Below are 25,226 nucleotides of genomic sequence, written 5' to 3'. Positions count from 1 at the left end.
CCTGTTCAATTATTTGCGCAAACGCAATTTACCTTGGAGCAAACGCTCGGATACTGGCCATTCCGTCGCAAACACAGGAAAAGAGAGATGGAGGACTTGCTGCCGTATTTCGAACGCGAGCTGGTGCTGCTACGGAGACATTGCCGTGAATTCTCCGAACGCTATCCGAGAATCGCCGGCAAATTGCACATGTCCGGCGAGTCTTGCGAAGATCCGCACGTCGAACACTTGATCGAATCGGTGGCCATGCTGGCGGCGCGCATCTCGAAACGGCTCGATGACGACTATCCGCAATTTACCGAAGCCCTGTTCGAAGCCCTGTTCCCACATTATCTGCGTCCCTTTCCATCGTGCACCATCGTTCACCAGTCCGCCCCAGCGGCTGGAGCGGGCGTAGTGCACCTGCCGGCCGGCAGTGAAATGGACGCAACGCCTGTGTGCGGCGTGCGCTGCCGCTTCAAGACGGTCTACGACATGACGACAGGTACATCGGTACTGGAAAGCGCGGTTTTCGATGCGATGATCAAGCCGCCGCCAGGCGTGCGCCTGCCCGCATCAGCCAGTTCCTCATTGAACATCCGCATCCGGCATCTCGACGCGGCACCCGCATCACTGCGCGTGTTCATCGATGGCGAAGCTTCTTTTTCCGCCGCATTGCGCAATGCCTTGTTCCTGCAGACAGTCTGCGCTTTTGTGTCCATCGATGCGGTGCAATGGATGACCTTGCCCGCATTGCCATTGACGCCCGTCGGCTTCGGCGACACGGAGGGCGTGATACCTTTCGGTGCCCGTTCGCAGCCGGCCTACCGCATCCTGAGCGAGTATTTTGCATATCCTGAAAAATTCAATTTCTTCGACATCGATATCGCGGCGCTGAGTTCTGCTCTGCCGCCTGGATGCCAGTGCTTTACCCTGCATCTGTGCATGGCCGGTTTGCGGCCCGATTCCTCTGCGGCGCGCATGCTGTCCAGCATTTCCAGCGACAACTTGAGGCTAGGCTGCAGTCCTGCGGTCAATCTCTTCCGCCAGGAAGGCGTGCCGATTGCCGTCACCCGGCAGAAAACGGACTACTCCGTGCTGGCCCATGCGACCCATGCCCATGGCTACGAAGTCGTCACTGTCGATGCGGTGCGTTTGCTGCGCCAACGCGGAGGCGAAAGCACGCTGACCGAATTTCGCCCGCTGTACAGCGGGCGCCATGGCGAGGGTGCGGCGCAACAAGGACACTACTGGGTCATACGCCACGACATGGCTTTGGCCATCAACAGTCCTGGCCATGAAAAGAAAATCACGCTGGTCGACAGCGACTTCAATCCCTTAATCCATGAAAAGGCCAGCCTGTCGCTGTCGCTGACATGCAGCAACCGCGATCTTCCGCTGTCGCTCAAGTACGGCCAGCCGCAAGGAGACTTGCAACCGTACGGCGGCGGACCTGCACTGCACATGCTGCGGCGCCCCAGCCAGCCGCGGCGCTTTTCACCGGGCGCGGGCCTGCACTGGCGCCTGATTTCGCACCTGGCGCTGAATCATCACGCGCTGGTCCAGGAAGGTCTGCCGGCGCTGCGCGAAATGCTGACGCTGTATGACCTGCCCCAATCGGCAAGCTCGCAACGCCAGATCGGCGGCATCGTCGCGCTGACGCATTCGCCGACCACGACATGGCTGCGGCACAAGCGCGGCACCTCGCTGGCGCATGGCGTGGAGGTGCGCATCACGCTTGACGAGGAAGCGTTCGTCGGCACCAGCATGCACCTGTTTGTGCAGGTGATCGATCACTTCCTTGGGCTGTATGTGCAAATCAACAGTTTCATCGAACTGGTGGTGCTGTCAGGGCAAAGCGGAGAGGAGCTGATCCGATGCAAACCAAGAAGCGGCCTGCAGAATCTGGTGTAATACACCACTTGCTGACCGAGCCCTACCGCTACCAGTTCGTGCAGGCGGTGCGTATTCTGCTGTGCTGGCTACATCGGCAGAACGTATCCCATGCGCAAGCCTTCGGCCAGGTGTTGCGCTTCAAGAACAGCGTGTCCTTGAGTTTTCCCGCCAGTGAAATCGAACAGCTCTCGCTCGACGAGAATGAACAGCTGACCTTGATACCGACGTTCATGCGTTTTCTGGGCGTCGGCGGCACCTTGCCCTTGCACCACTCGGACCGCATCGCCGCCTACCGCTTGTCGAGCAAAGACGCTGGCGTCTCGGCCTTCCTCGATATCTTTTCGCACCGCATGGTCGCGCTGTATTACCAGGCGTGGGAAAAGTATCGACTGGAATCCACGCTGCAGACCCAGGCCACGGATGTGCAACTGCCTTTGCTGATGGCACTGGCTGGCGTGCGGCGCGCGGCGCTGCCGTCGAACGGCGAACCTGATGCCGTGACGCAGGACGTCGCAGCCTGGTACGCTGGTCTGCTGCGCTGCCGCCCCGTCTCCGCGCAAGCGATTGGCCACGTGCTGGCCGAGTACTGCGGCGTCCCCGTCACCGTGCAGCAATTTGTCGGTGGCTGGGACTATCTGGAAAGAAACCGCCGCAGCCTGCTCGGCAGTGTCAACTTTAGCCTGGCGCGCGGCGCAACGCTTGGCCTGCGGCTGTGGCGCCAGGACATGCGCGTCTGCCTGCATATCGGTCCGCTCGATCCCGCTGGCCTGCAACGTTTCCTGCCGCGCAGCACAGGCGCGGCGGTACTGGCAAAGATGCTGGCGCTGTTTGGCGTACCGGACTTGCAATATGAAGTACGGCTGATATTAAGTCCGCCATGCATTACCCCCCTGCTCCTGAGCGCCAACCCGTCAGAAAGACGGCGCCTGGGCTGGACGACGTTCTTGCAGACAGCACAAGGCAAGGTGCGCGGTACCGAAGTGCGTTATCTGCTGCAGCTGGCTTGAGCAGTTCATCCCTGGAAAGCGAGGCAAGCATGAAACATGCAGGACGCGGCGTCATCCGGCTTGGAGACGCAACCGATCACGGTGGCAAGGTCACCAGCGCATCATCCGGCAGCACCGTGATGGGGAAGACGGCGGCGCTGGCCGATGACACCACTTTCTGCCCCAAGTGCAAGGGCAGCTTTGCCATCACGCCGGACGGCGCTGGCGCAAAACACATGGGCAAGCCGTACGCCTATGACGGCGATGCCACCGCCTGTGGCGCCCACCTGATCACATCGCTTTAACGGAGGCAGGTCATGCATGCAAGCATCCAGGCGGAACTTTCGGCCTTCGACCTCGCCGCGCAAGAACGGCGCCTGCTGAAAATCGATTTCCCACATGCAGATGGACCAGGTGGCGCCATCCTGCTGGTCAATTCGCTGAGCGGCACGGAAGAGGTGTCGCGCGACTTCCGTTTCGAGGTCGAACTGCTGTCCGATGACGCGCATATTGCGCTCAAGGCCATGATGGGCCGCATGGTGACCATTTCCATGGTGCGCGACGATGGCACGCTGCGCCACTTCAATGGCTATGTGGGCGAGTTTTGCCTGCTGCGCGCCGATGGCGGCTTTGCGTGGTACCGCATGGTGCTGCAACCATGGCTGGCCTTCGCCCGGCTGCGCCAGGACAGTGTTTCATTCCATGGTCAAAGCGTGATGCAGTTGACCGAGGCAACCTTTGCCCACTACGAACAGCGCGACTGGAAAACCAGCATCCATGGCGACGACCCACAGATCACCTGCGCCAACCAGCACAATGAAACCGACTACAACCACCTGCACCGGCGCTGGGAGGCGCTGGGCTGGCATTACTGGTACGAACACCGCGCCGATGGCCATACCTTGTGGCTCGCAGACAACAGCACCCTGGCTGACATGATCGCCACGGTGTCGGGTGACGGCGCCATGCGTTTTCACTCCGAATCGGGCTCCATGGAAGACGATGGCCTGCAACAGTGGCAAGCCGTGCGCCGGATCGGCTCCGGGCAGCTGACACTGGCCAGTTTCGACTATAAGAATCCACAGCCACGCCTTGCCAGCGGCTACTCCCTGAATCGCCAGGGTGATGTATTTGCCCACGAACTGTATGAAAACACGGGCGCCTACGGTTATAAAAATGTCGATGATGGGGAGTCTCTGGCACAGCGCCGCATGGAGGAAAGCGACCATTTGCGCCAGTACTTCGAGGCGGCAGGCAATCACCGCAGTGCTCAGCCCGGCCATTGCTTCCGGCTTGATGGACATTTCAGCGCCGAGGAAAAACGTTACCAGCCTGGCCAGGAGCGCCCTGACAGCATCGCCGAACGCGAATACCTGATCCTGTCAGTCGAGCATAGTGCCAGCAATAACTATCAGGCTGGCCCCAGCGCACCCTCGCATTATGCGAATAAACTGGTGTGCCTGCGCCGGGACATCCGCTGGCGGCCGGGCCGTGGCTACAACAGCACGCCATGCATCGTTGCCGGCGTACAGACGGCACTCGTCGTCGGACCGGCCGGAGAGGAAATCCATACCGATGCCCTGGGACGCATCCGCCTGCAATTTCACTGGGACCGCCTGGGTGAATTCGATGAGCGCAGCTCGCCATGGATAAGAGTCATGATGCCGATGGCGGGTCCGCAAATGGGACAGATCGCCCTGCCGCGCGTGGGTCAGGAAGTCGTCGTGCAATTCCAGGACGGCAATATCGATCATCCCATCGTCATCGGCGTGGTCTACAACAGCGCCAATCCGCCGCCGTGGCAGCTGCCACAGCAGCGCGCCCTGTCGGGTTTGCGCAGCCGCGAACTGGGCGCCCGCAGCGCCAACCATCTCGTGCTCGACGATACCAAGGGCGCGATCCAGGCACAGCTGCGCAGCGAGCACCAGGATAGCCGGCTGTCATTGGGCAACATCACCCGCATCGACGACAACGCCGGTCGCAAGGAAGCGCGCGGCGTCGGTTTTGAATTGGCCAGCAACGCCTGGGGCGCCTTGCGCGCAGCCAAAGGCATGCTGATCACCACGGAAACGCCGCCAGGCGGCGGCTCCGTCAAGCAACTCGACGAAACACAGGCCCGCCTGGCGCAAGCACGCCAGTTGCAGCAAGGCCTGGCCGGGATGGCCGTTAATGCCGGTGCGCAAGACAGTGCAACACAACAGGGCGCCGTCGCCGACTCCATCCAGCGGCAAAACGCCGCCATCAAGGGCGCCGGCGGCGATTTCCCGGAGCTGTCCGAAGCGCATTTGCTGCTGGCCAGTCCGGCCGGCATCGAGCTGAGCACGGCCCAGTCCATCCACCTGGCCGCCGGCGAGCATGTGGCGCTCACCAGCAGCAAGCATATTTCACTCGCCAGCGGCGACAGCATGTTTGCCAGTATCGCCAAGACCTTCAGCTTGTTCGTGCACAAGGCCGGCATGAAACTGATCGCCGCCAGCGGCAAGGTGGCCATCCAGGCCCACAGCGACGAGGTGGAAATCCTCGCCCAGAAAGTCTTGTCGCTGATCAGCGAAGCGGACTGGGTCAACATCAAGGGCAAAAAAGGCGTACGCCTGCACGGCGCCAACCACATGCTGGAAATCAGCGACAAGGTGCAGTTCTTCACCTCTTCCCCCGTGCTCTTCAACGGCAACCTGGAAACCTTGGCGCCGAAGAGCGTATCGCAGGAATTCAATGAGAGGCCACACAGCAGTTTTGATCAGGAGGTCTTGCTAGTGAATGCCGACGATACGCCGGCTGTTGGCATTGCTTTTGAAATCCTGCGCGATGACGGCAACATGGCTGGCAAAAGCGCGGAAGACGGTTCCACGCAACTACAAAAATCCACCGGCATGGATAGTTACATCATTCGCTATAAGGGAGAACTGCCATGAGCAAATGTGATGACTTGAATAACCGCGGCAATCATCCTGCAAAATTTGGTCAAGGCGTGGGAGGGTGGGCGGAACTCACCGTCGCGATGACGGAAACAAAAGATACCGCGCGACATGACGTCACCCTACCACCAGGCAAGGTAATTCCTGTCATTTTCCTGCCGGGCGTGATGGGCAGCAATTTAAGGATGAGCAAGGTTCGCCAAGAAGAATTGCGCCGTCCAGACAATCGGGCCTGGCGGCCAGACGATATGATGGGTGCGGGAGGCAAGACGGCTGTCCTCACAGGCAATGGCTTGGGTGGCTGGTTCAAAAGTGCATCGCCACGGCAGCGTCAATTGGTGTTTGACCCCACTGAAACCGAAGTGGAGTACTGCCATTACACCGAAAGCAACAACCGCTTCGATCCGGATGGTTCGGAAACCAAAGCTGCAGACGCACGGCATCAAAATGTGCCCGACAGCCTTTCCCCCATCCCACCCTTGATTGGATCCTACGGAATATCTCCAGTAACGGGACCTTTGCAAGCCCAAGCGCGCGCTCGCCAAAGTCCCGCGCAAATAGCACGCTGGCGCGGGTGGAGTGAGGTGCTTTTCGACGGTGCATACGGAACCATGTTGCGCACCACAGAACAGCATCTAAACAATATGATTTCCAACGGAGAAGCACATCCGTTCTGGCGCAGCACAAGTGGCCTTGGTGCCATGCTAATGCGAGACCCTACAACTTTTGGTGCGTCATCTGGCAAAGCCATTAATGTCAACGACTTAAAGAAAATTTCGACTTGTTGGTATCCAGTGCACGCGATGGGTTACAACTTTATAAATAGCAATGGCGTATCAGCCATCATCATTGCAGAGAGACTACGAGGCCTTGTCAAAGGCTATAAAAAACGCGGATTCAAATGTAGTGAAGTCATTCTCGTCACGCACAGCATGGGTGGTTTGCTGGCCAGGGCGTTGATACACCCCTGTTATGGAAATATGCTTGACGATAAGGATGTAAAAATCCTCGGAATTTATCATAACGTAATGCCAACCATTGGAGCAGCAGGGGCGTATAAACGCATGCGTTTTGGCTTTCAGGAAAGGGAAGGTTCCATAGCCGAAATAGAGGCCAGAATTTTAGGCATCGACGGTATGCATGCCACCGCCATTCTGGCAAACGCACCGGCGCCACTGGAAATGATGCCAGGTGCGGCATATGGCCAGGATTGGCTAAAAATTGTAGATGCACAGGATAAAATTTTATGGAGCTGGCCTCGCGACAAGGCCACTGCACTGGAAAGCATTTACCTTCAGCCACCCAATGCATGGTGGCGACTAATCAATCCAAATTGGGTAAATCCCGCACGCATCCCGCCCGATAAAGGTGGCGGCCTTGAAATGGTAATGCGTCGATTAAAATTAGCTACAGAATTTCTATCATCCATAGAAAAAACGTTTCATCCAAACACTTATGCAAGCTATTGTGCCTCAAGAAATTTTTTAAGTTATGGTGATGTCGTATTCAAATTAATTGAAGGTCTTCACAGTGGTTCTAATGATCCATGGAATAAATTCGAGCCGCTACCTGAAAAATGGAAATTACTTGAAGATGATAGCAAGGGGCAACTCCTTGTCCAAGCTGGTGGAAAATTCTTGAAGTTAAAGCTACAGCCAGCTAATGCACGCGGAGATGGAACCGTTCCATCAGATCGTTCTGCCCAACACATCACGGGTACATTATTCGTACACGGCACGACGGAAGCGACCGGCTATGAACACCAAAATAGTTACGCCGATCAGAATGTACTGGCGTCCATGCTGTATTCCATCGTGCAAATTGCAAAAAAAGGCAAATGGGATTAAATCATGAATAATAAAACAGAAAGTGGAAAAATTTCAATAATTGCACTTACAGCAATAATATTTATTTCCGCATGCTCACAAAAAAATATAACTAAGGAAGCTAATATGCCTGACAACTTAAAAATTAGCAAACGTCTTGGCGTGCTCTTTCTAAAAACAAAAATTGTATGTTTCGGACGTTATGCTATTAAAGTTCCACAAGAGGCAGAATTAATATATGGCAACATCTCAGCCCCTTCAAGAATTGATATCATAAAAGGAGGAATCATTGCAAAAGATGAAAAAATAGCTGAGGACATAAGAAAAATAAAGACCAATAATTCATCTTCTGAAATTATATATAACGGAAAAGGACCTATAGAAAACAGCTGGCAATTTCACTACTTTGAAAATAAATTCTCCAAAGAAGACGGCGATGTTTTTTTCAGCACATACGTCAACAAAGGAGATATTACATTTATTCTTAGCGGATCGATTCCAAAAGGTGGAACGATTGCAAGTGCGGCTGCCACACAGTTAACACGGGCAAATAGTTTACGTCTGCGCGAAAAAAATGAAATCCCTGCAGAACCCGGCCATTGCTTAGGAGGCAGCTTCATGAGCGGTAGCAATTATAATGATCAAGAGATGGCAGATGCCGGCTTATATTTTCCTAGTTTCCCGGATGTGACGTTTTCCATTACTTCAAATAAGGACGCTTACGGCGACTTTCCTCCTGCTGAATATGATGCAAAAGTACGTGGGAAATTATCATTACTTGCTCGTATCCAGGAAGCAAAAGACCAGCAAGGCAAGAACTACCCTCCTCGTACTCTGCTACGCGAAGGCAAGCGTGACGTGCAGCACTGGCATGGCGAGGAGTCGTTGATAAGGCGTACCGATGGCGTGCATGATTTTGAATGGACACTGGTGGGTACGCCGCGCGATATCGCCTATCCATCGGTGCTGGAAGCATCCATGTACACCAAAGTCGCCCACAACATGGTCGGCGCCGCCGAAGCATCGTCTCTGACCGACGAGGAGGCGATCGCATTGTGGGACAAGCTCCTGTCCGGTCTGAAGTTCCGGGTGAAAGTGCCGGGCGCGCCGCCGGGTTCGTACTACATCGATCCGGACAAGCCAGCGCAGTGACAGCTGAATAAGCTCATGCTGGCGCCATGCCAGCCATTGCGCTAGCATGGCGTTTTACCCGGAAAGCTTCCATGGCCATCATCCTGCGCCCCGCCCTGCCCCTTGATATCGACGCCCTGTGGGCCCTGCGCACGGTGGCCGTGCGCGTCAGTTGCGCCACGCATTATGCGCCGGAGCAAATTACTGTCTGGACGGCTTCGCCTGTGCCGCCCGCGTATGCCGCCATGCTGGCTGCGGGTGGCGGCATCGTGGCGATGCAGGACGAGGCCATTGCCGGCTACGCCATGCTGGACGTCATTAAACACGAAGTCGATGCCGTGTTTGTCGACCCAGCACACGCGGGTCTCGGCATCGGCAAGCGCCTGCTGGCGGCGCTGGAGCAATTGGCGCGCGAGCACAGCATTGCGCGGCTGCACCTGTCTGCGTCGCTCAATGCCGTGCCGTTTTACCGGGCCGCAGGTTTTACGGCCTTGCGCGAGGAAGCGTATGCGCACCCCAGCGGCATCAGCCTGGCCAGCGTGGCCATGGAAAAGGCGCTGGCGGCCGCCTGAGCCTTCAGTCGTCCATCGCAGCCGCTTCGGACTCGGCCAGGCATTGCTGCAATTTCGCGATCAGAGCGCGCACTTCATCGTCGCCCAGGTCCAGCGGGGCGCCCTGCGCGCCGACGGCGATCAGGCAGATGGCCGAGCCGTCGTACCAGGCGTCCAGGCGTTCCTTGCCCTCATTCATATTGCTCTGACTCATGTTGCAAATCCCTCAGTAAATCATCTGGCGCCGCGATGCTGGCGCTGCCTTGCGGCACGGGAAACACGGATGCCAACTGGCCATTGCTTGCCATGCCAGGCAGCCATTGGCTCAGAAAATCGTCGAGCGTGATCGCGCGTGGCTGGAAGTCCGCCCAGTCACCGCTGGCGCACGCCTGCGCGAATGCCGCTTCCGGCCAGAACGGGATGGCGACCTTGCCACCGACTTGCGCCGTGGCCCAGCCATCATGGTACAAGCCCCACACTTCTTGCGTATCGGCTACCTTGCGCACGCAATAGTCGTAGCGCTGCTGCGCCGGCAACTGGATGACCTGTTTGATTTTTTCAGGATGCACGGTTTCCCCCTACTCCGTCCCAGACCCGTAACTCCGGCCCGCACCAGCCCGTCGCCATGTGATGGTTTGCGTGGTTTGCAGCATCTCAATCCGCTTCCCACGCGATGGCGGCCGGCCGCGCGCCGCCTGTCTTGAAGAACGCGACGAAGGCGCGCTGACATTGTTCCACGTCCACGCACCATGCTTCCGGATACTCGTCCACCTGGCCATTCGACAGCAAATAGCTGCAGACGCCGTCCGCTTCCTCGTCGCCCAGCGAGTGAAAACTCAGGTCGTCCTGCCCCGACAAATACATCAGCCAGGCGTTGCCGCCATTGCGCAGCATGCACAGGGCCGGGCCCTGCTCCGCCTCGGTTGCCTGGGTCAGCCACAGCTCGCACTGCGCCAGGGCGCGCGCTTCGAGCAGCGCCTGTTCCAGCACGCTGATGCTATCAATCACGCGCGGCTCGCCGTGCAGATTCAGTTCCATGTTCACGCGTTTTCTCCACTTAAATCGGCCGTCGCCAGCGCCGTGCTCAGGTACAGCTTGCCGCTCAGGTCCTGCAGCAGGCTGCTCTGGCGCAAACGGTCCATTACGGGCCCTTTCACTTCGGCCAGGTTCAGGCTGATACCGCGCTTGCTCAGCGCGCTGTTGAGTTCGATCAAGCCCAGCAGGGCCGTGCTGTCGATCTGGTTGACGGCCGACAACACCAGCACCAGGTGGCGCGCCGTCGGGTGGCCGCGCAACTCGTCTTCCACCCTCTCCGTGACGGCTTCGACGTTGCCGAAGAACAGGCCCGCATCGATGCGCAGCAGCAAGACGTCCGGTAACGTTTGCGCCTCGTAGCGCTCCACGTTACGGAAGTGCTCGCTATTCGGGATACGCCCCAGCACGGCGATGTGCGGGCGGCTGGCGCGCCAGATCAGGGTGCCCATCGACAGCAGCACGCCGATCACCACGCCCGCTTCCACGCCCAGCACCAGCACGCCGGCCGTGGTCGCCAGCAGGGCCAGCGCATCGCTGCGGTCGTAGCGCCACGACAGTTTCAAAGTATCCCAGTCCAGCAGGCTGCTGACGGCAAAGATGATGGTGGCCGCCAGGACCGGCAGCGGGAGCAGGGCCAGCCAGCCCGTGGGCGCCACCAGCGCCAGCGCCAGCAGGCCCGCCGTGATGATGCTGGCCAGCGGCGTATTCGCGCCCGCCTGGAAATTGACGGCCGAACGCGAAATCGAGCCCGTGACGGGGAAGCCGCCCGACAGCGCGCTGGCCACGTTGGCCGCGCCCAGGCCCAACAGTTCACGGTTGGTATGCAGCTTTTCGCCGCGTTTTTGCGCCAGGGTCTGGGCGGCGGACATGCTCATCAGGAAGATGATGAAGGCGATCAGCAGCGCCGGCGACAACAAAGTGCGCCAATGGGCGCCGGACGTGGCCAGGTTCAGGCCCGGCAAGCCGCTGGGCACGTGGCCCGTCGTCTGCACGCCCATCGCGTCCAGGCCGCCATACGCGACGAGCGCGATGCCGGCCAGCACCAGCGCCATCGGCGCCAGGCGCGCGCCCACGTCGGCCGCCACCTTGTTCAAGCCACAGCGCTGCAGCAGGCGCGACAGATAGCGCTTGGCAAGCCACAGAAACAGCAGGCCGGACAATCCGAGTACGAGGCTGGGCGTGTGCCAGTGGGGAAGCGTCGCGCCCAGCAAGGGCGTGATCTGGCCCCAGATGATCAGGATCGCGGCGCCATTGCTGAAACCGCTGATCACGGGGCGCGACAGGAAACTGGCCATGAAACCCAGGCGCAGCACGCCGCACAGCAGCAGGACGAGGCCGCTGATGAAGGCCAGCTGGGCGGCCAGGACGATATACAGGGAGGAACCGGGGTCGGCCAGCGGCGCCAGGGCGGCCGCCGTCATCAGGGAAACGATGGCCATGGGGCCCACCGATTGCGTCATGCTGCTGCCGAACAAGGCGTACAGCACGGGCGGCAAGATGCTGGCGTAGATGCCCACCACGGGCGGCAAGCCGGCCACCAGCGCGTAAGCCATGCCTTGCGGCACCATCATCATGGCGACAACGATACCGGCAGTAATGTCTCCGGCCAACAGGGGACGCCGGTATTGCCTGAGCCAGAGCAGCATGGATGATCCCGAAATCTGAAAACCGAAGCCTATCATGCGACGCGACCGGCTGACAGGGGGGATATGCTCACTCTTGCAACAATTGCGCCTTCACGGCATCGAGGATTTCCTCGGACAAGGCTTCGTCATCGACGGAACGGGCCAGCACCATGGCGCCCACCATGGCGGCAAACGTCGAAATGGCCTGCTGGCGCCGTTCTTCCGGCGCACCGTCGGGCAGCAAGCCTTCCAGCAGCGAGAACTGCTGCTGCGTCGCTTTCGTAAACGCGGGACGCGCACCGGGCGACATGCGCGCCGCATCGACGCCCATGGCCGCCGCCGGGCAGCCGCCGCCGGGCTGATCGCGGTGCCGGGTCGTCAGATAGTTGTCGATGATCGCCGGCAGCGCCCGCTGCGGATCGCTGGCGACCTTCGCCCGCCAGCCTTCCAGCGATTTCTCCAGGGCATGCTGGCATGCCTCGATCATCAAGTCTTCCTTGGACGCGAAATGCCCATAGAAGCCGCCATGCGTAAGGCCCGCGTTCTTCATCAGGTCGGCCACGCCGATGCCGTCGTAGCCCTTTTCACGGAACAATTTTGCCGCCACCTCCACGATGCGCTCGCGGTTCAGCGCCGCCTGCTCCCTGCTCACTTTCATGCTGCCTCCCACATTTATGTCAACCATCATATAACTTTACGCCTGTTTGCGCCACTCTGTTAGCAAGCGCACCGTTTGATGCCGGCGCCGCGCCGATACTGGATCTTCGTTTTCAGGGAGGCCAGCATGAACGAAAACAAGGATCAGTCCGCAGGCAACTTGCAACGCGCCATCCAGCAGGAGCAAGATGGCCGTGATGCCGCCAAGCCAGACAAACGGGCCAGCAAGCCCCCCGTGCAGACGGGCAGCCGCAGCCAGCCAGCTCCTCCCCTGCCCGCCCAGCACCTGGCCAAGCCCGGCATCGAAGCGCAAATGGAATTGCAACCCCGCTTCCTGGCGCCCGACTATTGCGGCAGCGGCAAGCTGGCCGGCATGGTGGCCATCATCACGGGCGGCGATTCGGGCATCGGCCGCGCCGTGGCCGTGCTGTACGCGCGCGAAGGGGCCGATATCGCCATCATTTACCTGAATGAACACGCGGACGCCCACGAAACCAGGCGCTACGTGGAAGCGGAAGGCCAGAGCTGCCTGTTGATTGCAGGCGACGTCCGCGACCAGGGCTTTTGCCAGCAAGCCGTCAGCCAGGTGCTGGACAAGTTCACGCACATCGACGTGCTAGTCAACAACGCCGCCTTCCAGGAACACGCGGAATCGCTGCTCGACCTGAGCGAGGAACGCTTTGACCTCACCATGAAAACCAATGTCTACGGCTACTTTCATATGGCCAAGGCCGTACTGCCCCACTTGCAGCGCGGTGCGTCCATCATCAACACGGGCTCCGTGACGGGTTTGCAAGGTTCGAAGCACTTGCTCGACTATTCCACCACCAAGGGCGCCATCCATGCGTTTACCATGGCGCTGGCCGGCAACCTGCTGGACAAGGGTATCCGCGTCAACGCCATCGCGCCCGGCCCCGTGTGGACACCGCTCAACCCGGCTGACAAGTCGCCCGAGGATATCCAGACATTCGGCGCGGACACGGACATGCGCCGCCCGGCCCAGCCGGAAGAACTATCGCCCGCCTACGTCTTCCTGGCCTCGCCCGTCTGTTCCAGCTATATCAGCGGCATCGTCCTGCCCGTCACCGGCACGGTGGGGGGCTAGGCGATGGCGCGCGCACTGTGGAAAGGCGCCATCAGCTTCGGCCTCGTGCATATCCCTGTCGAACTGATTTCTGCCAGTCTCGACCATGAACTGGATTTGTCCATGCTGGACCGGCGCGACTTTGCGCCCATCGGCTACAAGCGCTACAACAAGAAGACGGGCAAGGAAGTCGAGTGGGACGACATCATCAAGGGCTATGAATACAAGACGGACGAGTACGTGGTGCTGTCCGAGGAAGATTTGAGGCAAGCCAATGTGAAGGCTACGCAAACCATCGACATCTTGACCTTTGTCGATGCGGTCGAGGTGCCGCTGACCTTTTACGAGCACCCATATTACTTGCTGCCCGCCAAGGGTGGCGAGAAAGTCTATGCGCTGCTGCGCGAGACCTTGCGCAAGGCCAATAAAGTGGGCATCGCCAGCGTGGTCATGCGCACCAAGCAGCATTTGTGCGCGCTTGTGTGCGTGGGCGAAGCCATCGTGCTCAACACCCTGCGCTACGCCGACGAGCTCCGTCCCACGGACGACCTCGATTTGCCCGGCAGCGGCCTGAAGGCGGCGGGCATTTCCGACAAGGAACTCAAGATGGCCCTGTCGCTGGTGGAAGGCATGAGCGAAGCATGGGAACCCGGGCAATACCACGACAGCTACCGCGAAGACGTGCTGGCGCTGGTCAAGAAAAAAATCAAGGCGAAACAGACCAAGACCATCACGCCGCCCGCGCCCGATACAGCAGAAGAGCACGGCAGCAACGTCATCGACCTGGTCGCCCTGCTGCAGCAAAGCCTGGGCAAGAAAGCGCCCACCACGCCGGCCCGCAAGCGCGCGGCCTCTTCCACAGCCGGCAAACCGGCGCCTTCCAGGCGTAAGGCGGCCTGAACCACCCACCCGCTCCGGCAGCCTCCGTCATCAGATAAATGCATTGACTTTGACCAGGCTTCTCGCTACGTTATGCACACAGCCTGCCACCCGGCAAGCCCTGTCATGCGTGCGGAAAAAATGGATGCCGAGTTAGATCAGCTTATCCTCAGTGGCGCCCCAGGCGGCGTTGTCATCACGAACGAAGAGCATGCCGTCGTGCGCTGGACGGCCGGGGCGCAGCGCATTTTCGGCTATGCCAGCGACGAAGCGCTGGGCCACACGCTGTGGGAACTGATCTCGCTGCCCGGACAGGCCGAGGCGGATCCGCTGATCAACGAGCATCTGATCCTGCACGGCAGCTACGACCGCGAATCGCTGCGGCGGCGCAAGGATGGTGAACTCATCTACGTCGACGTGGCATGCCAGGCCGCGCAGGCGGGGGCAGACGGCCCCCGCTACCTGATTTCCACCATGAAGGACACGACCTTGCTGAAGGCGGCGCGCGACGCCCAGTTCGTCAACGTGCGCTACCGCGTGCTGTTCGAATCGACGCCGGACAGCGTCATCATGGTCAATGCCACGGGCGCCATCGTGCTGGCCAACCAGCAGGCGCAGCGCCTGTTCGGCTATGCGGAAGGCGAATTGAGCGGCAGGCAAATCGATAGCCTGCTGCCGCAACGCCTGCGCCATGCGCATGTGGGGCACCGCGCGCGCTATTTCGACCAGCCTCGCACGCGCACCATGGGCGCCGACCTGGAATTGCTGGGCTTGCGCAAGGACAACGTCGAATTCCCCGTCGAAATCAGCCTGTCGCCGATCCAGACGGAGATCGGCACCTTCGTCATCAGCGCCATCCGCGACGTCAGCGACCGCCGGCGGGCCGAGCAGAAGTTCCGCGGCCTGCTCGAATCGGCGCCGGACGCCATCGTCATCGTCAACGGCGATGGCGAGATCGTGCTCGTCAACTCGCAGGCGGAACGCCTGTTCGGCTACTCGCGCGCGGAGTTGCTTGGGCGCAATGTGGAAGTGCTGATCCCGGCCCGCTATGCGATTGACCATCCGCACCACCGCCAGTCCTTTTCCACGGCGCCGCGCGCCCGCTCCATGGGCGCGGGCCTGGAACTGTACGGCTTGCGCCGCGATGGCACCGAGTTTCCCGTCGAAATCAGCCTGTCGCCGCTGGAAACGGATGAAGGCGTGCTGGTCTCGTCGGCCATCCGCGACATCACGGAGCGCAAGCGCATCGAGCGCACGCTCAACGAACAGAAAATCGAACTCGAACGGGCCAGCCAGGCGAAAGACCGCTTTCTTACCAGCATGTCGCATGAATTGCGCACGCCACTGAACGCCATCCTCGGCTTTGCCCAGCTGCTGGCCAACGAAGCCCTGCCCGCGACCGCGCTGCAAAAGCGCACCTTCGTGCACAACATCGTCACTTCGGGCCGCCACCTGCTCACCCTGATCAATGAAATCCTCGACCTGGCGAAGATCGAATCAGGCAGCCTGAGCCTATCGATGGAAGCGGTGACGCTGCCCGCGCTGATCGAGGAAGTGCGCGTGATGGTGGAAGAACAGGCGCAGCAGCGCCAGATCCACCTGGTCTTCCCGGCCTGCGAGGCACTGACGCTGAGGGCCGACCATACGCGCCTCAAGCAAGTGCTGCTGAACCTGCTGTCAAACGCCATCAAGTACAACCGCCCGGCCGGCAAGGTGGAACTGGAAATCTCGCAGCCCGGGGCGCAGCGCGTGCGCATCGCCATCCGCGACACGGGCAAGGGCCTGGATGAGGCGCAGCTGGCGGAACTGTTCCAGCCGTTTAACCGCCTGGGGCAGGAGGCGGGCAGCGAGGAAGGCACGGGCATCGGCCTGGTCGTCACCAAGCGCCTGGTCGAGTTGATGGGCGGCAGCATGGGTGTACACAGCTGCATCGGCGTGGGCAGCGTGTTCTGGATCGAACTCGATACGATGGCTGCGCCACCCGCCGCGCAGGCGGAAACGGAATACCTGCCCGAGCCCGCCGGCGACGCCGGGGACGATGCAGGTGGCCAGGCGCTGCTGCTGTACGTGGAAGACAATCCGGCCAGCCTGCGCCTGGTGGAAGACATCGTCAGTTTCCTGCCCCACCTGCGCATGATCTCGGCCACCGACGCCCGCCAGGGTATCGCGCTGGCGCTGGAACGCCGCCCCGATGTCATCCTGATGGATATCAACCTGCCCGGCATGAATGGCAACCAGGCGCAGCGCATCCTGCGCAACGATACGCGCACGGCGCACATCCCCGTCATCGCCCTGACGGCCAATGCCATGAAGGGCGACATCCGGCACGGCCTGGCTGCGGGCTTTTTCCGCTACCTGACCAAACCCGTCGAGATTCCCCAGCTCAACACTGCCATCGAGGAAGCGCTGCAGCTGGTGCGCGCCGTCCTGCCGTTCAAGCCGGAGGACTAAAGGCCAGCTTTTTCATCGCCGCATCGAGTCCTTTCGCGCTGCGCGCATAGCCATCCCACGGCGCGTTGCCCACGTCGAGGCGGCTGTGGACATTGCCTACGCTCCATTGATCGCCCGCCTTCAGCTTGTCGAGCTCTTCCCAGGCCAGCGGCACGGAAATGCCCAACCCCGACCGCGTGCGGGCCGACCACGCACACACGGTGGTGGCGCCCTTGCCATTGCGCAAATAATCGATGAATATCTTGCCGACGCGGTTAGCCGGTCCGCTTTTCAAGACAAAGCGCTGCGGAATAAGCTGCGCCATGTGCGCCACGATCGCTTGCGAAAACGCCTTGACCGTATCCCAGTCGTGTTTCGGGCGGATCGGCACGACCACGTGCAAGCCCTTGCCGCCGCTGGTTTTCAGCCAGGCGGGCAAACCCAGCTCCGTCAGGAAAGCGCGCAGCAGCACGGCCGCTTCGCAGATGGCGGGCCAGGCCACGCCCTTGCCCGGGTCCAGGTCGAACACCAGCCGGTTCGGCGTGTCGTAGGCGCTGGCCAGCGCGTTTTGCGTGTGAAACTCCACCACATTCCACTGCGCCGCCGATAACAAACCTTGCAGGCTGGCCACTTCCAGCATGGGCGCATGCTCGGGATCGAGCCGCGCATCGAGCTGCTTGACGCCGTGCATGGCCGACGTCTCCGCATGCTTCTGGAAGAACAGCTCGCCGCCCACGCCCGCCGGCGCGCGCACCAGCGAGACGGGCCGCCCCTTCAAATGCACCAGCATCAGCTTGCCCACCAGCGCGTAATAGCGCACCAGGTCGATCTTCCTGGCGCCACTGTCCCTGTCGATCACCCTGTCCGCATGGCTGACCTTGAAACTGGCCGGCAAGACGCCGTCCGGCATGGATTTGCTGTGCATGGTCTTCTCCCTGTCGATGTGCTGCGCCCGCTCGCGCACGATGGCGGCCGGTTGTTTGTCCTCGCGCAAGCCGTGGAACACGGCATGGCGCACGGCGCCGCCACTGGTCCATTGCGCAAAACTGACTTCGGCCACCAGTTGCGGCTTGACCCAGATGGGCTGGCGCACGCCGCCCGCCTTGCCGACGAACGGACTCGTTTCGATGGCCAGCGCATCGAGCCGCCGCCGCAAGTCGCGCAAGGCCGTATCGTCAAAGCCGCTGCCCACATTGCCCGCATAGCGCAGCTTGCCCTGCGCATCGTGCACGCCCAGCAACAGCGACCCGAGCCCTTCGCGCGCGCCCTGCGGCGCCGTATAGCCGCCGATGACGAATTCCTGGCGCAGCCCGCATTTGAGCTTGATCCAGTCGCCGGAGCGGCGCATGACGTAGGACGAACCGCGCCGCTTGCCGATCACCCCTTCCAGCCCCAGGCGACAGGCGTGATCCAGGATCTGCTGCGGCGCAGCATCGAGCGTGGCGCTGAAACGCACCAGGGGCGACGCGGGCAAGCGCTGCAGCAGCTGTTCCAGCAACGCCCTGCGCGCTTCCACGGGCTGGCCCCGCAGATCGTGGCCATCGAAATACGGCACATCGAACAGGTAATACACGATGGCGCTGGTCGTTTCCGCATCAAACGCGCGCTGCAAGGCGCCGAAATCCGGGTGGCCGCTGGCGTCGTTGACGACGATTTCACCGTCATACCAGCCTGGCGGCAAGCCCTGCTGCTCCAGTGCCTGCCGCAACTTCGGCAGTTTCGCCGTCCAGTCATTGCCATTGCGCGTCATCAAGCTGACCTGTTTGCCATCGCAACGGGCAAGCAGGCGGTAACCGTCAAATTTCACTTCGAACAGCCAGTCTTGCGCATCTGGCGGCGGCGCATCGGCCAGGGTGGCCAGCTGGGGCGACAGGGTGGCGGGCAGCCTGGCGGCTGGCGCAGCGGCCTGGGCCGCACGCTTCTTGCGCTTGGGCATGGCCTTGTGCTTGACGCTGTCGGGCAATTCGTCCACGACAGAAAATTCCAGTGCCGGCCGGGCATAGGCGTCTTTTTCCTTGATCAGCAGCCAGGCGGGCTGCTTTTCGCTGCGTTTGTCTCCCTTGCCTTTCATGCGCACCAGCACCCAGTTGCCCTGCATCTTGTGGCCGTACAGGGTAAATTTCAGTTCGCCGGCCGCCAGCGCCTTGCGCGCATCGGGCGTGGCCGGCTGGGGCTGCCACATTCCTTTATCCCAGATGATGACCTTGCCCGCGCCATACTGTTTTTCGGGAATCGTGCCTTCAAAACTGGCATACGAGACAGGATGGTCTTCCACCTGCACCGCCATGCGCTTGTCGCGCGGATCATAGCTGGGCCCTTTCGGCACGGCCCAGCTTTTCATCGTGCCGTCCAGCTCCAGGCGAAAATCATAGTGCAAGCGGCTGGCCCAGTGCTTCTGGATGACGAAGGTGAGCGCCTCGCCCGCTTCCTCGTCGCCCCCCGCAGGCTCGGGCGTGACGGCGAAATTGCGCTTGGCTTGATAGGTTTTCAAGGCGGCTTTCATGGCGGACCCATGCAGTAACGATGGCCTTGAGTCTAGGCCGCTGCGGTCCCTGGCGCGGTACGCCAGCTAACAGAGTGCCTGCCCCGGCAAATGTAAGTGTTTGTAATTAGATCGAATCGCTGTCAACGCTATTGCCGTACGGCGCGTTTTTGGCTCAGTGACAGGGGAAATGCATCTCCTGAACTACAACCCCACTTCTCGAGGAACTGCACCATGAAAAAAGTAATCGCTACTCTGATCGCCGGCTTGTTCGCTACCGCAGCCTTTGCTCAAACGCCAGCCGTGCCTGCCAAGGCCGAAGCCAAGCACACCAAGGAAGTGGCAAAAGCAGAAGCCAAGGAAACCAAGGCCGTCGTGAAAGCCGATGCGAAAGAAGCCGCCGTCGCCGCCGATGCCAAAGCCGATGTCGCCAGCGCCAAGGCCGACGCCAAAGCAACCAAGGCCAAAGCCCATCACAAAGCCAGCAAAGCCAAGGCCAAGGCTGACGAAGCCAAAACTGAAGCGACCGCAGCAGCAGCCAAATAATCAGTTCCGCGCGTTTTCCGCGCCAGACAAAAAGACAGCTTCGGCTGTCTTTTTTCATTTTCACCACCACATCATGCAGCAACGTCCTTTAAAACACCCGATTGTAAGAAAGTGTAAACAAGGTCAACGGTAACCTTGCGGGGCGCGTTTTATGCTCAGTGACACGGGAATCATCCCTGCACCAACAGACATACCAGACAAACCACCACCGAGGACTGCACCATGAAAAAAGCAATTGTTACCCTGATCGCCGGCCTGTTCGCTACCGCTGCCTTTGCCCAAACGCCTGCAGCGCCAGCAGCCACCCCGGCAGCCTCGGTTCCCGCCAAAGTGGAAGCGGCCCACACCAAGGCTGTCGTGAAAGCCGATGCCAAGGAAGCGCAAGCCGTCGTCAAAGCGGATGCCAAAGAAGCGAAAGCTGTCGTCGCCGCGAAAACGGAAGTGGCCAGCGCCAAAACGGAAGCAACGACCACCAAGGCCAAGGCCCATCACAAAACCAAGCATACCAAGGCCAAGGCCGATGCAAAACTGGCTTCGGCCACCGCTGCAGCACCTACACCTGCTCCAGCACCAGCAGCAGCCAAGTAATCATCGACACACCATCCCTTACCACTCGCCAGGAAACTACAATGAAAAAAGTTATCGCCACCCTCGTCGCCAGCCTGTTCGCTACAGCAGCCTTCGCCCAAACCCCTGCCGCCCCGGCAGCGCCCGCCAAGGCGGAAGCGGCCCACACGAAAGCCGTGGCCAAGGCTGAAGCCAAGGAAACCAAGGCCGTCGTGAAAGCCGACGCGAAAGAAGCGGTTGTCGCCGCCGATGCAAAAGCCGATGTCGCCAGCGCCAAGGCCGACGCAAAAGCCACCAAGGCCAAGGCCCATCACAAGGCCAGCAAAGCCAAGGTAAAAGCGGATGCAGTCAAAGCAGACGCGGCAGTTGCTGCCACACCGGCAAAGTAAGCGTCAATGTAGCCACGGGAGCGCATCCGCCGGGTCTGCGCTTGCGTGGCCACGTCGAGTACCAGGGACAGCTTCGGCTGTCCTTTTTGCATGGTGCTCTTCCACCGCGCCTTCATGCAAACTTCATCGAACAGGCCAGCTTGCACGCGACAAAACGACGCACATGAGGGACACTGGCACTCCGACCATCGCCGCGAAGCCTATCCCATGCGCCACCTGCCCTTGTTCCTGATTACCGCCCTGTGCCTGCCTTGCGCCGCCAGCGCCCAAGACACCCCCGCCACCATCGCGCAAGTCCTGCAAGCCCAGGACGGCGACAGCCATGGCGACTTGCGCGCCGTCGTCGTGCTGCGCGATGGGGCCGTCGTGGCCGAGCGCTATTACAACGGCGAGACGGCCGACACCCTGCACGACATCCGCTCGGCCGGCAAGAGCATCACCGCGCTGCTGGTGGGCGCAGCCGTGGCGCGCGGCCAGCTGGCGACAACAAAAACAGTGGGCGACTACTGGCCCGAAGTCGCTGGCAGCCCGGCGGGCAAGGTCGTCCTCGACGACTTGCTGACCATGCGTTCGGGCCTGGCCGCCTTCGATGAAGACGAACAGTCGCCAGGCAATGAAGACAAGCTCGATGCAGCGTCCGACCCCGCCGCCTTCGTGCGCGGCGTGCCTGCCGCTGCGGCGCCGGGCAGCATCTACCGCTACAACTCGCTGGGTTCGTACATCGCGGGGCGCGTGGTGGAAAACGCCAGCGGCGCCGACCTGGAAGATGTCGCAGCCAAGGCGCTGTTTGCGCCACTGGGCATCACGCGCTGGAGCTGGGGCCGCGACGTGGCACACCACCCGAAAGGCCAGGGCAATCTGTCGCTGCGCGCGCGCGACACGGCAAAAATTGGCCAGCTGGTGCTCGACGACGGCGCAGTTGACGGCAAGACGGTGATCGACGCCGCCTGGATCAAGGCCGCGCTGGCGCCGCGCGTGGCCATCGGCGCCGTGGACCGCTATGCCGACAGCTACGGCTATTTCTGGTATGCGAAGACGCAGGACATCGCAGGACAAAAGATCACCGTGCATTTCGCTTCGGGCAATGGCGGCAACAAGATCTATGTGATACCCGCGCGCCGCATGGTGGTCAGCATCGCATCTGGCGCGTACGGCAAGGCTTATGGACAGCGCCGTTCGGAAGACATCCTGAAGGCCATCCTGAAGGCGGATGCAACGCAGATGTAAGCGTTTGTAATGACCGTCAACGCATGCGTCCGGGGGCGCGTTTTATGCTCAGTGACACGGGAATCATCCCGGCACCAACAGACATACCAGACAAACCACCACTGAGGACTGCACCATGAAAAAAGTAATTGCTACCCTGATCGCCGGCCTGTTCGCAACTGCAGCCTTCGCCCAAACCCCGGCAGCACCTGCGGCAGCTTCGGTACCCGCCAAAGTGGAAGCGGCCCACACCAAGGCCGTCGTGAAAGCGGACGCCAAGGAAGCGCAAGCCGTCGTCAAAGCGGATGCCAAAGAAGCGAAAGCAGTCGTCGCCGCCAAAACGGACGTCGCCAGCGCCAAGGCGGAAGCGGCCACCACGAAAGCCAAGGCACACCACAAGGCCAAGAAAACCAAGGCCAAGGCTGACGAAAAGCTGGCATCGGCCACCGCCGCTGCACCAGCACCAGCTCCTGCCAAGTAATTCAGACACACCTGACTGACCACACCATACCAAGGATACTAAAATGAAAAAAGTTATCGCCACCCTGATCGCCAGCCTGTTCGCCACCGCCGCTTTCGCCCAGACGCCAGCCGTCGCGCCAGTCGCTCCAGTGGCACCGGTTCCTGTCGTCGCCCCTGTCGCCAAGGCCGAAGCGCCGGCAGCAGCCGTCAAGCCAGCGACGCACAAGAAAGCCAAGCATCACAAGGCAAAGAAAGCCGCACCGGCAACGCCAGCAACTCCGGCCGCACCAGCAGCTTCCGCACCGGCAGCAGCGCCAGCCAAGTAATCGAGGCGACGCCAAACAAAAAGACAGGGTTTCCCTGTCTTTTTTTCGTCCGCTTTTTCGTGTATTTATTTCGGCATCAGCACCGTGTCGATGACATTGATCACGCCATTCGATTGATACACATCATAGGTGCTGATGTTGGCGCTATTGCCGCCCTCGTCCATCACCACGATGTTGTGCATGCCGTTCATGGCGAACATCAGCTTGCCTCCGCTGGCCGTGGGCAGGGTGGCTTTACCGTCATGCATCTTGATTTCCTTGGCCAGTGCCTTGAAGTCGTATTTGCCGGGCAGCACGTGGTAGGTGAGGATTTTCGTCAGGGTCGCCTTGTTTTCCGGCTTCACCAGGGTCTCGACGGTGCCGGCCGGCAGCTTGCCAAACGCCGCATTCGTCGGCGCGAACACGGTAAACGGGCCTTTGCCTTTCAGCGTATCGACCAGGCCGGCCGCCTTGACGGCAGCGACCAGGGTCGTGTGGTCGGCCGAATTGACGGCGTTGTCGACGATATCCTTGGACGGATACATGCTCTGGCCACCCACCATGGTCGTCATGTCGGCGGCAAACGGGGCGCTGGCGGCCAGCATGGACGTAATGAACAGTGTTGCGGGAACGAAGGTGCGCATGATGATATCTCCTGGATGACTGCGTTTGCATGATTGCAGGAGTACTTACGCGGCCTGGTCGCAAACGGATTCAACTGGCTGAAAACAAAAAAACGGCGCCGTGCAAGCGCACGACGCCGTTTCGCGATGTTTTCCTCGCCGCGGGCCGGGAATGCCAGCCCGCGGTGCCGGAAACTAGTTGGCCGCGACCTGCGGCTCCGTCTCGCCCCAGCCGCCGCCCAGGGCGCGGATCAGCGCCACCGTGGTGACGGCGCGGTTGCCGCGCAATTGCACAGCGTTGCGCTCGATGGCCGCCAGGTTGCGCTGGGCGTCCAGCAGATCGAGATAGCTGGAACGGCCCGCGTCGTACAGCTTTTGCGCCAGGTCGGCCGAGCGGCGCGCCGAGACGACGGCTTCGTCGATCTGCTGCGTCTGGCCCGACAGGATGCGCAGGCCGGCCAGGTTGTCTTCCACCTCGGCGAAGGCCACCAGCACGCTCTGGCGATACGTCGCCACCGACTCTTCCAGCTGCGCTTCGCTGCGGCTCACGGCTGCCTTGTTGCGGCCACCGTCGATGATCGGCATCGACATCAGGGCGCCCAGCAGCCAGGAGCGGCTGCTCCACTTGAAAATATCCGAGAAGGTATCGGACGCGCCGCCACCGGAAGCGTTCAGGCTCAAGGCCGGGAACATGGCCGACTTCGCCACGCCGATGCGCGCATTCGACGCTTCCATGGTGCGCTGCGCCGACGCGATGTCGGGACGGCGTTCCAGCAGGGACGACGGCATGCCTGCCGGGATCACGGGCAGGAAACCGCTATCCTGCAGCGGGTTGACGGTCGCCGTGAAGCTGGCGGCCGGCTTGCCCAGCAAGACAGCCAGCGCATGCTCGCTGGTGGCGCGCTGGCGCTGCAGGCCGATGGCTTCGGCGCGCGTGGTCGACAGCTCCGTGCGGGCACGCGACAGATCGAATTCGCCGATGTCGCCCAGGTCATAGCGGCGCTGGTTCACATGCACGCTTTCCTCGCGCAGGCGCACCGTCTGTTCCAGGGTCGCCAATTCGGCATCCGTGGCGCGCAGCTGGAAGTAGGTCTGCGCGACGTCCGCCTGCAAGGACAGCAGCACCGAGCGGTAAGTCGCTTCCACGGCCAGCGCATCGCTGCGCGAGGCGCTGACGTTAGCTGCCACTCTGCCGAACAGATCGACTTCATAGCTGGCCGTCAGGTTGGCCTGGTAGACGTTGGTGGCCGCCACCGGCGCGCCATTCGGCAAGCCGAGCGACACGGCAGAAGCGCGGTTGCGCTGGCCGCCCACGTTCACGCCCACTTGCGGAATGCGGTCCGCTTCGGCGATGCCGGCAATCGCCCTCGCCTGCTTGACGCGGGCGGCAGCGATGGCCAGGTTGGCGTTGGCTTGCGTGGCTTCGTTGATCAGGCTCGTGAGGGCCGGATCATTGAAGGCCAGCCACCATTCTCCGCGCGCCTGGCGCTCGGCTGGCACGCCCTGTTTCCAGCGCGTGCCATCGGCTGCCGTCTGCACGACGGGCAAGCTTTGCGCCTCCTTGAACGCGGCCGGCGTCTCGATCTGCGGCTGCTTGAACTCCGGCGCCGCGCAGGCCGCCAGCAGCACGGCAGCTGCCATGGCGGTTAGCA

24 protein-coding genes are annotated in these 25,226 nt (G+C 61.0%); 16 read left to right on the top strand and 8 right to left on the bottom strand.

Features of this window, described 5'->3' with window-relative positions; all coding sequences use genetic code 11:
- The first annotated feature begins 87 nt into the window (after positions 1-87).
- From tssF to CSQ93_RS14945, 7 genes are all read left to right on the top strand, one after another.
- On the top strand, positions 88-1,893 hold the full coding sequence (gene tssF / locus CSQ93_RS14975) for a type VI secretion system baseplate subunit TssF (protein ID WP_099378726.1): 1,806 nt from the start codon (positions 88-90) through the stop codon (positions 1,891-1,893).
- 8 nt (positions 1,894-1,901) lie between these two features.
- Positions 1,902-2,882 carry a type VI secretion system baseplate subunit TssG gene (gene tssG / locus CSQ93_RS14970; RefSeq protein ID WP_233516193.1) on the top strand — a complete coding sequence of 327 codons (981 nt, stop codon included), beginning with the start codon at positions 1,902-1,904 and terminating at the stop codon, positions 2,880-2,882.
- Positions 2,879-3,166, top strand: coding sequence for a PAAR domain-containing protein (locus tag CSQ93_RS14965; protein WP_416208751.1), 288 nt, complete (start codon positions 2,879-2,881; stop codon positions 3,164-3,166). The genes tssG and CSQ93_RS14965 overlap by 4 nt, the downstream gene beginning before the upstream one ends.
- A gap of 12 nt (positions 3,167-3,178) precedes the next feature.
- Entirely contained in the window at positions 3,179-5,773 is a 2,595-nt protein-coding gene (locus CSQ93_RS14960; RefSeq protein ID WP_099378723.1) for a type VI secretion system Vgr family protein, read from the top strand.
- Complete coding sequence (locus tag CSQ93_RS14955) at positions 5,770-7,623, top strand: esterase/lipase family protein (RefSeq protein ID WP_099378722.1); 1,854 nt, start codon at positions 5,770-5,772, stop codon at positions 7,621-7,623. The genes CSQ93_RS14960 and CSQ93_RS14955 overlap by 4 nt, the downstream gene beginning before the upstream one ends.
- A gap of 3 nt (positions 7,624-7,626) precedes the next feature.
- Positions 7,627-8,754, top strand: a complete 1,128-nt coding sequence (locus CSQ93_RS28870; RefSeq protein ID WP_233516192.1) for a T6SS immunity protein Tli4 family protein — start codon at positions 7,627-7,629, stop codon at positions 8,752-8,754.
- A gap of 71 nt (positions 8,755-8,825) precedes the next feature.
- Positions 8,826-9,305 (top strand): GNAT family N-acetyltransferase, encoded by a 480-nt coding sequence (locus CSQ93_RS14945; protein WP_099378721.1) that lies wholly within the window; start codon positions 8,826-8,828, stop codon positions 9,303-9,305.
- A gap of 4 nt (positions 9,306-9,309) precedes the next feature.
- On the opposite strand, the gene CSQ93_RS28865 is transcribed toward CSQ93_RS14945, so the two are convergent.
- From CSQ93_RS28865 to CSQ93_RS14925, 5 genes are all read right to left on the bottom strand, one after another.
- Positions 9,310-9,498, bottom strand: coding sequence for a hypothetical protein (locus CSQ93_RS28865; protein WP_158301239.1), 189 nt, complete (start codon positions 9,496-9,498; stop codon positions 9,310-9,312).
- Complete coding sequence (locus CSQ93_RS14940) at positions 9,476-9,853, bottom strand: DUF2750 domain-containing protein (protein ID WP_099378720.1); 378 nt, start codon at positions 9,851-9,853, stop codon at positions 9,476-9,478. Before CSQ93_RS14940 ends, CSQ93_RS28865 begins: the two co-directional genes overlap by 23 nt.
- 85 nt (positions 9,854-9,938) lie before the next feature.
- Positions 9,939-10,322: an Imm1 family immunity protein gene (locus tag CSQ93_RS14935; RefSeq protein WP_099378719.1), complete on the bottom strand. Its 384-nt coding sequence runs from the start codon at positions 10,320-10,322 to the stop codon at positions 9,939-9,941.
- 2 nt (positions 10,323-10,324) lie between these two features.
- Complete coding sequence (locus tag CSQ93_RS14930; protein WP_099378718.1) at positions 10,325-11,965, bottom strand: SulP family inorganic anion transporter; 1,641 nt, start codon at positions 11,963-11,965, stop codon at positions 10,325-10,327.
- Positions 11,966-12,032: 67 nt separating this feature from the next.
- Positions 12,033-12,602, bottom strand: coding sequence for a TetR/AcrR family transcriptional regulator (locus CSQ93_RS14925; RefSeq protein ID WP_099378717.1), 570 nt, complete (start codon positions 12,600-12,602; stop codon positions 12,033-12,035).
- 126 nt (positions 12,603-12,728) lie between these two features.
- Here CSQ93_RS14925 and CSQ93_RS14920 point away from each other — a divergent pair, with 126 nt between their 5' ends.
- The 3 genes from CSQ93_RS14920 (at position 12,729) to CSQ93_RS14910 (ending at position 17,015) form a co-directional block, all read left to right on the top strand.
- Positions 12,729-13,706 carry an SDR family oxidoreductase gene (locus tag CSQ93_RS14920; protein WP_099378716.1) on the top strand — a complete coding sequence of 326 codons (978 nt, stop codon included), beginning with the start codon at positions 12,729-12,731 and terminating at the stop codon, positions 13,704-13,706.
- Between the two features lie 3 nt (positions 13,707-13,709).
- Entirely contained in the window at positions 13,710-14,585 is an 876-nt protein-coding gene (gene ku / locus CSQ93_RS14915; protein WP_099378715.1) for a non-homologous end joining protein Ku, read from the top strand.
- Positions 14,586-14,690: 105 nt separating this feature from the next.
- Positions 14,691-17,015, top strand: a complete 2,325-nt coding sequence (locus CSQ93_RS14910; protein WP_099378714.1) for a PAS domain S-box protein — start codon at positions 14,691-14,693, stop codon at positions 17,013-17,015.
- Here CSQ93_RS14910 and ligD read toward each other — a convergent pair.
- A complete protein-coding gene (ligD, locus tag CSQ93_RS14905; RefSeq protein ID WP_099378713.1) occupies positions 16,999-19,497 on the bottom strand; it encodes a DNA ligase D in 2,499 nt (832 codons plus the stop codon). The genes CSQ93_RS14910 and ligD overlap by 17 nt on opposite strands.
- 213 nt (positions 19,498-19,710) lie before the next feature.
- Here ligD and CSQ93_RS14900 point away from each other — a divergent pair, with 213 nt between their 5' ends.
- The 6 genes from CSQ93_RS14900 to CSQ93_RS14875 all read left to right on the top strand — a co-directional run bounded on the left by CSQ93_RS14900 (position 19,711) and on the right by CSQ93_RS14875 (position 22,972).
- Positions 19,711-20,022 carry a hypothetical protein gene (locus CSQ93_RS14900; protein ID WP_099378712.1) on the top strand — a complete coding sequence of 104 codons (312 nt, stop codon included), beginning with the start codon at positions 19,711-19,713 and terminating at the stop codon, positions 20,020-20,022.
- A gap of 222 nt (positions 20,023-20,244) precedes the next feature.
- Complete coding sequence (locus tag CSQ93_RS14895) at positions 20,245-20,610, top strand: hypothetical protein (protein ID WP_099378711.1); 366 nt, start codon at positions 20,245-20,247, stop codon at positions 20,608-20,610.
- 41 nt (positions 20,611-20,651) lie between these two features.
- A complete protein-coding gene (locus CSQ93_RS14890; RefSeq protein ID WP_099378710.1) occupies positions 20,652-20,978 on the top strand; it encodes a hypothetical protein in 327 nt (108 codons plus the stop codon).
- A 207-nt stretch (positions 20,979-21,185) separates the two neighbouring features.
- Complete coding sequence (locus CSQ93_RS14885; RefSeq protein ID WP_158301237.1) at positions 21,186-22,205, top strand: serine hydrolase domain-containing protein; 1,020 nt, start codon at positions 21,186-21,188, stop codon at positions 22,203-22,205.
- A 115-nt stretch (positions 22,206-22,320) separates the two neighbouring features.
- Positions 22,321-22,665 (top strand): hypothetical protein, encoded by a 345-nt coding sequence (locus tag CSQ93_RS14880; RefSeq protein WP_099378708.1) that lies wholly within the window; start codon positions 22,321-22,323, stop codon positions 22,663-22,665.
- A 43-nt stretch (positions 22,666-22,708) separates the two neighbouring features.
- Positions 22,709-22,972, top strand: a complete 264-nt coding sequence (locus CSQ93_RS14875) for a hypothetical protein (protein WP_099378707.1) — start codon at positions 22,709-22,711, stop codon at positions 22,970-22,972.
- A gap of 65 nt (positions 22,973-23,037) precedes the next feature.
- On the opposite strand, the gene CSQ93_RS14870 is transcribed toward CSQ93_RS14875, so the two are convergent.
- Positions 23,038-23,595: a fasciclin domain-containing protein gene (locus tag CSQ93_RS14870; RefSeq protein WP_099378706.1), complete on the bottom strand. Its 558-nt coding sequence runs from the start codon at positions 23,593-23,595 to the stop codon at positions 23,038-23,040.
- Positions 23,596-23,769: 174 nt separating this feature from the next.
- The gene (locus CSQ93_RS14865) at positions 23,770-25,215 is read right to left on the bottom strand and encodes an efflux transporter outer membrane subunit (RefSeq protein ID WP_099378827.1); all 1,446 of its coding nucleotides are present in this window, start codon (positions 25,213-25,215) and stop codon (positions 23,770-23,772) included.
- Positions 25,216-25,226: the final 11 nt, after the last annotated feature.

It is taken from the genome of Janthinobacterium sp. BJB426, from assembly GCF_002735705.1.
In the GTDB taxonomy this organism is placed as follows: domain Bacteria; phylum Pseudomonadota; class Gammaproteobacteria; order Burkholderiales; family Burkholderiaceae_D; genus Janthinobacterium.
The sequence above is the reverse complement of the archived record's forward strand: the minus strand, read 5'-3'. Positions and strand labels throughout refer to the sequence as shown.

Coding starts and splice junctions, on each gene's coding strand:
- CSQ93_RS14875 (WP_099378707.1), top strand. CDS start 22,709: ATGAAAAAAGTTATCGCCACCCTGATCGCCAGCCTGTTCGCCACCGCC.
- CSQ93_RS28865 (WP_158301239.1), bottom strand. CDS start 9,498: ATGAGTCAGAGCAATATGAATGAGGGCAAGGAACGCCTGGACGCCTGG.
- CSQ93_RS14935 (WP_099378719.1), bottom strand. CDS start 10,322: ATGGAACTGAATCTGCACGGCGAGCCGCGCGTGATTGATAGCATCAGC.
- ku (WP_099378715.1), top strand. CDS start 13,710: ATGGCGCGCGCACTGTGGAAAGGCGCCATCAGCTTCGGCCTCGTGCAT.
- ligD (WP_099378713.1), bottom strand. CDS start 19,497: ATGAAAGCCGCCTTGAAAACCTATCAAGCCAAGCGCAATTTCGCCGTC.
- CSQ93_RS14895 (WP_099378711.1), top strand. CDS start 20,245: ATGAAAAAAGCAATTGTTACCCTGATCGCCGGCCTGTTCGCTACCGCT.
- CSQ93_RS14885 (WP_158301237.1), top strand. CDS start 21,186: ATGCGCCACCTGCCCTTGTTCCTGATTACCGCCCTGTGCCTGCCTTGC.
- CSQ93_RS14900 (WP_099378712.1), top strand. CDS start 19,711: ATGAAAAAAGTAATCGCTACTCTGATCGCCGGCTTGTTCGCTACCGCA.
- CSQ93_RS14865 (WP_099378827.1), bottom strand. CDS start 25,215: ATGGCAGCTGCCGTGCTGCTGGCGGCCTGCGCGGCGCCGGAGTTCAAG.
- CSQ93_RS14925 (WP_099378717.1), bottom strand. CDS start 12,602: ATGAAAGTGAGCAGGGAGCAGGCGGCGCTGAACCGCGAGCGCATCGTG.
- CSQ93_RS14920 (WP_099378716.1), top strand. CDS start 12,729: ATGAACGAAAACAAGGATCAGTCCGCAGGCAACTTGCAACGCGCCATC.
- CSQ93_RS14870 (WP_099378706.1), bottom strand. CDS start 23,595: ATGCGCACCTTCGTTCCCGCAACACTGTTCATTACGTCCATGCTGGCC.
- CSQ93_RS14880 (WP_099378708.1), top strand. CDS start 22,321: ATGAAAAAAGTAATTGCTACCCTGATCGCCGGCCTGTTCGCAACTGCA.
- CSQ93_RS14955 (WP_099378722.1), top strand. CDS start 5,770: ATGAGCAAATGTGATGACTTGAATAACCGCGGCAATCATCCTGCAAAA.
- CSQ93_RS14930 (WP_099378718.1), bottom strand. CDS start 11,965: ATGCTGCTCTGGCTCAGGCAATACCGGCGTCCCCTGTTGGCCGGAGAC.
- tssF (WP_099378726.1), top strand. CDS start 88: ATGGAGGACTTGCTGCCGTATTTCGAACGCGAGCTGGTGCTGCTACGG.
- CSQ93_RS14890 (WP_099378710.1), top strand. CDS start 20,652: ATGAAAAAAGTTATCGCCACCCTCGTCGCCAGCCTGTTCGCTACAGCA.
- CSQ93_RS14960 (WP_099378723.1), top strand. CDS start 3,179: ATGCATGCAAGCATCCAGGCGGAACTTTCGGCCTTCGACCTCGCCGCG.
- CSQ93_RS14910 (WP_099378714.1), top strand. CDS start 14,691: ATGCGTGCGGAAAAAATGGATGCCGAGTTAGATCAGCTTATCCTCAGT.
- CSQ93_RS14945 (WP_099378721.1), top strand. CDS start 8,826: ATGGCCATCATCCTGCGCCCCGCCCTGCCCCTTGATATCGACGCCCTG.
- CSQ93_RS28870 (WP_233516192.1), top strand. CDS start 7,627: ATGAATAATAAAACAGAAAGTGGAAAAATTTCAATAATTGCACTTACA.